Origin of the sequence: Patulibacter medicamentivorans, assembly GCF_000240225.1 — a bacterium.
GTDB classification, from domain to species: Bacteria; Actinomycetota; Thermoleophilia; order Solirubrobacterales; family Solirubrobacteraceae; genus Patulibacter; species Patulibacter medicamentivorans.
The window spans coordinates 60,947-68,809 of sequence record NZ_AGUD01000244.1 but is presented as its reverse complement, the minus strand read 5'-3'; the positions used below and the strand labels follow the sequence as shown (position 1 = coordinate 68,809).

Below are 7,863 nucleotides of genomic sequence, written 5' to 3'. Positions count from 1 at the left end.
TCTGGACGGCCCAGGCGCCGGGCGCCGCCAGCAGCAGCGCGACCGCCGCGGCGAGGGCCGCGTTGCGCAGCCTCGGCGCCGCGCCGGCCGCCAGCACCCCGGCCGCGACCAGCGAGCCCGCGACCAGCAGCGGCGTGATCCAGCTCATGTCGCTGGCGCTGCGGTCCAGGACCACCAGCTCGGTCGCGACGCCGCCGGCAAGCATCAGCGGGCCGAGGACGCGGGCCGCCAGCGGCGACGCTTGCGCGGCGTTCGGGTCATCCGAACGTGCGCCGAGCGCTCCCGGGCGGTCGAGCACGGTCCCGACACCGGCGCCCACGAGCACCGCGGTGAACGGCGCCAGCAGCGACACGTAGTAGGGGTGGAAGATGCCCTCGGCACGGCTGAACGCGACGGCGGTCACCAGCCAGGCGCCGCCGGCCGCGATCAGCCAGCCGGTCCGCGGGTCGGCGCGGCGCAGGCGGGTCAGGGCGAGCAGGCCGGCGCCGGCCACCAGCGCGAAGCCGAGCAGCCAGCCGGCCTGCCCGCCGAGCGCGTCGTTGGGCAGCCGCAGCGCGCCGGTGTCACCGCCGAAGAGGCCGTTGCCACCCATGCCGCCGCCACCGCCGCCGCCCGGACCGCCGGCTCCGCCGCCAGGCCCGCCGCTCTGGCCGAACAGGCGGCCGAGGCCGTTGTAGCCGAAGATCAGCGACCAGATCGAGTTGTCGCTCGTGCCCGAGACCCACGGCCGGTCGGCGGCCGGGGTCAGCCACACCAGCAGCGGCCAGGCCAGGCCGACGGCGGCCGCGCCGAGCCCGAACCCGCCCAGCTGCCGGACCGCCCGCAGGCGGCCGTTCGGCGCCACCCAGATCCAGGCGGCCACGATCCCGGGCACGACCATCAGCGCCGCTGCCATCTTGGCCTCGAAGCCGAGCCCGACCAGCGCCCCGGACAGCAGCAGCCAACGGGTGCGGCCGTCCTCGAGCCCGCGGACGAGCGCCCACAGCGCCCCGGTCGCGCAGAGCACCAGCAGCGCGTCCGGGTTGTTGTGGCGCGAGATCGCGACGGTGATCGGCGTCAGCGCCAGCGCCAGCCCCGCGACCCCGCCGGCCGCGCGGCCGAACCGGCGCCGCGTCAGGTCGTAGGCCAGCACGACGGTGCCGACGCCCATCAGCGCCTGCGGCACCAGCATGCTCCACGAGCTGAGGCCGAAGGCGCGGGCGCTCAGCGCCTGGACCCACAGCGCCAGCGGCGGCTTGTCGACGGTCATCACGCCGGCGCCGTCGAACGAGCCGTAGAGGAACGCGTGCCAGCTCTCGGTCATCGAGCGGACCGCCGCGCTGTAGTACTCGTTGGCCATCCCGTTGCGGTCCAGGGCCCACAGGTCGAGGACGGTGGCGAGCACGATCAGGGCCAGCAGCTCGGGCCGCGCGGTCAGCAGCCGCGCGCCGGATCGGGCACGCGCCAGGGTTCGTCCGGGCGCCTCTCGCAGGCGGCCGGGAAGGGTCATCTCAGGGGTCGACATCGGAAGCTCCGGGATCGGGAGGGACGGTTCAGCCGCCGACGCGGTCGGCGGACGAGGAGGTGGACGGGGCCAGCGCCCGCGGGCGCGGCGCGCCGCGCCCGCGGCGGGCGAAGACCCAGCTCCGCAGCGCGACGTAGCGGGTGACGGTCGCGCAGATGCTGGCCGCCACCAGCACCGCGACCTCGAGGCCGCGCGCCGGGGCCTGGTCGAGGGCGCGCAGGACGCTCAGCGCGCCGCTGGTCAGCAGCACCGTCAGCACGAAGACGACGGCGCCCATCGCGTGCTGTCGCAGCAGCCCCTCGCGGCCGCGGAGCCCGAAGGTGACGTGGCGGTTGGCCTGGGTGTTGGCGACGGCGGTGATCGCCAGCGCCGCGACGTTCGCCGCTCCCGGCCCCAGCGGCGAGCGGAGCAGCAGGTAGAGCAGCGCGTAGGCGACGGTCGACAGCACGCCGATCGCCAGGAACCGGGTCAGCCGGGCGGCGGCCAGCAGCCGCGCGATCCCGCGCAGGTCCTCCATCGCGGTCGAGACGATGTCGACCCGCGAGTCGGGGTCGTCGACCCAGTCGACGGGGACCTCGTGGATCCGGCGACCCTCGCGCTGGGCCAGGACCAGCAGCTCGGTGTCGAAGAACCACGCCTGGTCGCGGACCTGCGGCAGCAGCTCGCGGGCGACGTCGGCCCGGATCGCCTTGAAGCCGCACTGGGCGTCGCTGAAGCGGGCCGCGAGCGAGACGTGCAGCAGGCGGTTGTAGGTCCGCGAGATCAGCTCCCGCTTCGGGCCGCGGGTGACGCGCGCGCCGGGCGCCAGGCGGGTCCCGATCGCCACGTCGCTGTGACCCGAGACCAGCGGCGCGACCAGCGGCAGCAGCGCCGCCAGGTCGGTCGAGAGGTCGACGTCCATGTAGCAGAGGACGGCGGCGTCGCTGCGGCTCCAGGCGGCCCGCAGCGCGCGGCCGCGACCCTTCTCCGGCAGCTGCAGCAGGACGACGCCGGGCAGGTCGTCGGCCAGCGCCCGGGCGACCCGCGCCGTCTCGTCGGTCGACGCGTTGTCGGCGATCGTGATCCGCCAGCTGAACGGCAGCTCGGCGGTCAGGTGGTCGTGCAGCCGCCGGATCGACGCCGGCAGCGCGCGCTGCTCGTCGTGGACGGGCACGACGACCTCCACCACCGGCGCGGGCGCCGCGGCGGGGCCGTCGTGGGCGACGGTGGCCAAGCTCGTGGAGGGCATGCCGACCACCCTGCGGGGACGGCATAAGAGCGATCCCGCAAGAGGCTGGGACGTTCCTGAGCGCGGTCGGACGATCGTCGCGTCGCGGCAGCCGACGGCGGTCGCTCAGCGCGCCGCAGGCCCCGGGGGCGACGGCTCGCGATCGTCTGACCGCCGCCGATCCCGGCGGAACGCCCACAAGCGGTCCCCTCCGGCCCAGCCGGCGAACAGCAGCCCGCCGATCGTGCCCGTGACCGTCATCAGGACCCCGGCGGCCGCCGCCGCGGCGACCCCGTCGCCGCCGAGGATCAGGACCGCCGCGGCCGCGCCGCCGGCAGGCCCGACCGGCAGCTGGGCGAGGGTCGCGACCGCGATCAGGACGGCGACCGCGTCCCAGAACGACGCGTCGACGCCGACCGCGTGCAGCAGCATCCAGTTGCGCAGGACCTGGGCCAGGATCGCGACCAGCAGCGCCACCGTCATCGCGGCGGCGGCCCGCGGGTGGTGGAGGACCGCCAGCCCGCTCCACAGCTCGCGCGCGGTGCTCCGTCCGAGCCGCCGCAGGCCGATGGCGACCGAGGCGGTCGCGGCGAAGACGGCGATCGGCGACCACCAGGGGATCCCCAGCGGGCCGACGAGCGTGAACGACGCCAGCGCCGCCAGCATCAGCTCGACCGCCACGATCGGCAGCTCGGCGGCGATCAGGGTCGGGACCTTGGGCGTGATCTCGGGCGAGGAGCGGCGCAGCGCGGCGATCCGCATCGCGACCCCGAGCTGGCCGTTGATGACGCTGCCCAGGACCTGCATGCTGGACGCGCGGAAGAGGATCCGGCGGTCGACGGTCGCGCCGGCTGCCCGCACCGACAGGTGCCACGACTCGCTGCGCGAGATCAGCCCGATCGCCTGCAGCAGCGTCGTCGCGAGCAGCACCAGCAGCGAGACGTCGGAGATCGCGGTCGCGAAGTCGTCCCGCCGCCGCCACAGGACCGCGACGATCGCGCCCGCGGTCAGCAGCGAGCCGACGACCAGGATCGCGGTCCGGTGACGGCGCCCGCGAGCCCGCAGGCGCGCCAGCGGTCCGGGCGGGATCAGCGCCTCGACGATCACCGTTCCGGCGTCGTCGGTCAGGATCGCCGGCCCGGCGTCGTCGCCGGGCGCCGGGGCGTCGCGTTCGTGACCGTGGATGGTGCGCTCGGACAACGGGCCGGCGCCCTTTCCGAGCGGTGGGCGCCGACGCGGCGCCCACGGCCCACACGGTGTCGCCGGCCCGGATCCTACGCCGATCCAGCGCCGGCGGCGACCCCGGAGGGCCCGCCCCGACCGCCCCGCGGCACGCCGCGCGATCGGTCAGCGGTCGGCGATCCGGGCCAGCAGCGCGGTCGCCTCGACGAGCACCCGGCGCTCCCCCTCGTCCAGCTCGGCGACCGCCGCGGCCAGCCAGCTCTCGCGGTCGCGGCGGTCGACGGCGATCGCCTCCTGCCCCGCGGGCGTCACCTCGACCAGGGTCCGGCGGCCGTCGTCGGGGTCCGGCCGGCGCCCGACCAGCCCCGCCTCCTCGAGCGCGGCGACGGTCGCCGCCATCGACTGCGGCCGCACCCGCTCGCGCTGGGCGAGCGCGGTGATCGACGCCGCTCCCTCGCGGTCGATCCAGCCCAGGACGGCGGCCTGCGAGAGCGACAGCTCCTGCCGGCGCTGGGCCCGCAGCCGCCGGACGAGCTGCCCCAGGACGACCCGCAGGTCGTTGGCGATGGTTGCCGGTTCGGTCATCTCACTTGCCCAATTAGACAGTTTACCTGTACAATTTCTTCCGTGGCCCCCGACCGCTACAAGTGGGTGGCGCTCTCGAACGCGACGCTCGCGGTGCTGCTGGCGACGCTCGACGGGTCGATCACGATCATCGCGATGCCGGACATCTTCCGCGGCATCGGCCTCGATCCGCTGGTCCCCGCCAACAGCTCGTACCTGCTGTGGATGATCCTCGGCTACCTCGTCGTCACGAGCGTGCTGATCGTCAGCCTCGGCCGCCTGGGCGACATCGTCGGCCGCGTCCGGATCTACAACCTCGGTTTCGTGATCTACACCGCCGCGTCCCTGCTGCTGGCGATCGACTGGATGACGGGCTCGGCCGGCGCGATGTACCTGGTCGTGCTGCGGGTCGTGCAGGGCGTCGGCGGCGCCTGCCTGCTCGCCAACGCGGCGGCGATCATCACCGACGCCTTCCCGCCCCACCAGCGCGGGATGGCGCTCGGGATCAACAACATCGTCGGCGTCAGCGGGGTCTTCATCGGGCTCGTCGTCGGCGGCCTGGTGGCCCCGGTGAACTGGCGGCTGGTGTTCCTGATCTCGGTGCCGGTCGGGCTCGCCGGGACCGTCTGGGCCTACCGCAGCCTGCGCGAGCTGAGCCGGCCGCGACGGGCGCCGATCGACTGGGCGGGGAACCTGGCCTTCGCGCTCGGCCTGGTGCTGGTGATGATCGCCGTCACCCACGGCATCCGGCCGGCCGGCGGCCACGCGACCGGCTGGGGCAGCCCCCGCGTGCTGGCGCTGCTGGCGGCGGCCGTCGCCTGCCTGGCGGCGTTCGTGCTGGTCGAGCGCCGCGTGGCGGAGCCGATGTTCCGGCTCTCGCTGTTCCGGATCCGCGCCTTCACCTTCGGCACCCTCTCGACGTTCCTGTCGTCGGTCGCGCGCGGCGGCCTGATGTTCATGCTGATCATCTGGCTGCAGGGGATCTGGCTGCCGCAGCACGGCTACTCGTTCGAGCAGACGCCGCTGTGGGCCGGCATCTACATGCTGCCGCTGACGCTCGGGATGCTGATCGCGGGACCGGCCTCCGGCTACCTGTCGGACCGCTTCGGCGCGCGCCCGTTCGCGACCACCGGGATGTTGCTGACCGCCCTCGGCTTCGGCCTGCTGCTGGCGCTGCCGACCGACTTCGCCTACCCGCCGTTCGGCGCGATCCTGCTGCTGCTCGGCGTCTCGATGGGGATGTTCGCGTCGCCCAACCGGGCGGCGGTGATGAACAGCCTGCCCGCCGAGCACCGCGGCGCCGGCGGGGCGATGAACCAGACCTTCCAGAACTCGGCGCAGGTGCTGTCGATCGGCATCTTCTTCACGCTGATGATCATCGGCCTGGCCGCCACGTTGCCCGGCACGCTGCGGGACGGGCTGATGGCGCACGGCGTCGCCGCGCCCGCCGCCCAGCAGGTCGCCGACCAGCCGCCGGTGTCGGTGCTGTTCGCCGCCTTCCTCGGCTACGACCCGGTCCAGCACCTGCTCGACCCCGCCGCCCTGCACGCGCTGTCGGCGCACCAGCAGGCGCTGGTGACCGGCCCCGACTTCTTCCCGCGACTGATCTCGCCGCCGTTCCGCGACGGCCTCCACGCGGCCTTCGGGTTCGCCATCGTCGCCTGCCTGGTCGCGGCCGCCGCGTCCGGGCTGCGCGGCGGGCGCCAGGCCGGCGAGAGGCTCGCAGCCGACCACGGCGGTCCACCCCCGCGACCGAGGGAGCAGCATGCAGGTTGAGTGGTACGGCCAGTCCGCGTTCCGTCTGACCGACGGCGCGACGACGGTCGTGATCGACCCCTTCGGCGACATGTCCGCCGCGGCGGCCCGCGGGATCCGCTTCGACTACCCGCCGATCCCGCCGATCCGCGCCGACCTCCTGCTCGTGACCCACGAGCACCGCGACCACAACGGGGTCGAGGCGGTGACCGGCGACCCGGTCGTCGTCCGCTCGACCGCGGGCCGCCACCCGTCGCCGATCGGCGAGGTGCTCGGGATCGCATCGGAGCACGACGCCGCCGCCGGCACCGAGCGCGGCGCGAACACGATCTACGCCTTCGACCTCGGCGGCGTGCGGGTCGCCCACCTCGGCGACCTCGGCCAGGACGCGCTGCGCGATCCGCAGGCCGCGGCGCTCGGGTCGGTCGACCTGCTGCTCGTCCCGGTCGGCGGCGGCCCGACGATCGGCGCCCCGCAGGCCGCCGCGATCGCCGAGCGGGTCGGCGCGCGCTGGGTCGTGCCGATGCACTACCGGACGGCGCGCACGAACTTCCTCGAGCCGGCGGACGCGTTCGCGGAGCGCTTCACACGGGTCGAGCGGACCGCCGGTGCGACCTTCGCGCTCGCCGACCTGCCCGCCGGGGACGGTCCCCTGCTGGTGCTGCCGGCGACGCCGTAGCGGCCGGCCGGCGCGCCGCTCAGGCGTCCGGCGCCGCCAGCGCCTGGCGCGCCAGCTCGAGCACGCCGTCGTGGCTGCCGGCGACGGCCATGAACCGCGCGACGTGGCAGAAGACCGCGTCGGCGACGCCGGTGACCTGCTGCAACGGCTCGCCCTCGAGGCCGGCCCAGGGCTCCGGCAGCGACTTGCGGTTGGCGAACCCGTGGGCCGCGGCCGGCACGGCCTGCAGGCCCCAGTCGCCGGTCCGCGGGTAGACGACGAACAGCACCTCGGGCGCCTCGCCGATCACGACGTCGCGCCACGGCAGGCCGCGGTCCAGCTCCAGCAGCCGCGGGTCGCCGCGGCGCTCCAGCGCCTGCCGCACGATGTCGGCCGCCCGCGCCCGCGCGGTCGCGCGGGCGATCTCGCCCTTCAGCGCCTGCTCGGCGATCGCGATCGCCGCGTCGAAGGCCGCCCGCTCCGCCGCGGCGCCGCCGTCGGCGTCCCAGGGCGGGTTGAGCGCGGCGATCAGGCCGCTGACCGCGTACGGTGCGACCCCGTCGATCTTCGGGTCGTACAGCTCTTGGCCGTTGTCGCCGGCGTCGATCGGCGCCACCAGCAGCGCGTCGACCTCGGCGGCGACCTCGGCGCTGCCGGTCAGCTGCTCGCCGACCTCGCGCCAGATCAGCCCGAACGACGCGAAGCGGATCCCGTTGGCGCGCTCGCCGACGCCGCCCTGGTGGTGGTCGAAGTCGCCGGTCGCGGGGTCGTAGCCGCGGCCGACGTCGATCCGCAGCGCGCACGCCGCCAGCTGCTCGCGGTCGCGGGTCCGGACGACGTCGAGCGGCCCGCGCGCGAGCCCGAGGGCCGCGATCGCGAAGACCTCGTCGGCGTGGAACGACCCCGAGTGGGTGCCGACACGCAGCGGCGGGGCGGTGGGCGGGGCGTCGAGCGACATGCGGCCTGGCACGGTAGCGACCGCGCCGGGCGGGA

7 protein-coding genes are annotated in these 7,863 nt (G+C 75.3%); 2 read left to right on the top strand and 5 right to left on the bottom strand.

Annotated features, from left to right (window positions below):
- From PAI11_RS16945 to PAI11_RS16930, 4 genes are all read right to left on the bottom strand, one after another.
- A partial coding sequence (locus PAI11_RS16945) for a glycosyltransferase family 39 protein (protein WP_138974377.1) occupies positions 1-1,504 on the bottom strand: 1,504 nt, incomplete at its 3' end.
- Positions 1,505-1,532: 28 nt separating this feature from the next.
- Positions 1,533-2,732 carry a bifunctional glycosyltransferase family 2/GtrA family protein gene (locus PAI11_RS16940; RefSeq protein WP_050897284.1) on the bottom strand — a complete coding sequence of 400 codons (1,200 nt, stop codon included), beginning with the start codon at positions 2,730-2,732 and terminating at the stop codon, positions 1,533-1,535.
- A gap of 105 nt (positions 2,733-2,837) precedes the next feature.
- The gene (locus PAI11_RS16935) at positions 2,838-3,911 is read right to left on the bottom strand and encodes a hypothetical protein (protein ID WP_007577024.1); all 1,074 of its coding nucleotides are present in this window, start codon (positions 3,909-3,911) and stop codon (positions 2,838-2,840) included.
- 147 nt (positions 3,912-4,058) lie between these two features.
- Entirely contained in the window at positions 4,059-4,478 is a 420-nt protein-coding gene (locus tag PAI11_RS16930; protein ID WP_007577022.1) for a MarR family winged helix-turn-helix transcriptional regulator, read from the bottom strand.
- A gap of 42 nt (positions 4,479-4,520) precedes the next feature.
- Here PAI11_RS16930 and PAI11_RS16925 point away from each other — a divergent pair, with 42 nt between their 5' ends.
- The gene (locus PAI11_RS16925; RefSeq protein WP_007577020.1) at positions 4,521-6,233 is read left to right on the top strand and encodes an MFS transporter; all 1,713 of its coding nucleotides are present in this window, start codon (positions 4,521-4,523) and stop codon (positions 6,231-6,233) included.
- Positions 6,223-6,891, top strand: a complete 669-nt coding sequence (locus PAI11_RS16920) for an MBL fold metallo-hydrolase (RefSeq protein ID WP_007577018.1) — start codon at positions 6,223-6,225, stop codon at positions 6,889-6,891. The genes PAI11_RS16925 and PAI11_RS16920 overlap by 11 nt, the downstream gene beginning before the upstream one ends.
- 19 nt (positions 6,892-6,910) lie before the next feature.
- Here the strand turns inward: PAI11_RS16920 and PAI11_RS16915 are convergent, their stop codons facing one another.
- Positions 6,911-7,828: an MYG1 family protein gene (locus PAI11_RS16915; RefSeq protein WP_007577016.1), complete on the bottom strand. Its 918-nt coding sequence runs from the start codon at positions 7,826-7,828 to the stop codon at positions 6,911-6,913.
- Positions 7,829-7,863: the final 35 nt, after the last annotated feature.

Coding starts and splice junctions, on each gene's coding strand:
- PAI11_RS16940 (WP_050897284.1), bottom strand. CDS start 2,732: ATGCCCTCCACGAGCTTGGCCACCGTCGCCCACGACGGCCCCGCCGCG.
- PAI11_RS16930 (WP_007577022.1), bottom strand. CDS start 4,478: ATGACCGAACCGGCAACCATCGCCAACGACCTGCGGGTCGTCCTGGGG.
- PAI11_RS16920 (WP_007577018.1), top strand. CDS start 6,223: ATGCAGGTTGAGTGGTACGGCCAGTCCGCGTTCCGTCTGACCGACGGC.
- PAI11_RS16915 (WP_007577016.1), bottom strand. CDS start 7,828: ATGTCGCTCGACGCCCCGCCCACCGCCCCGCCGCTGCGTGTCGGCACC.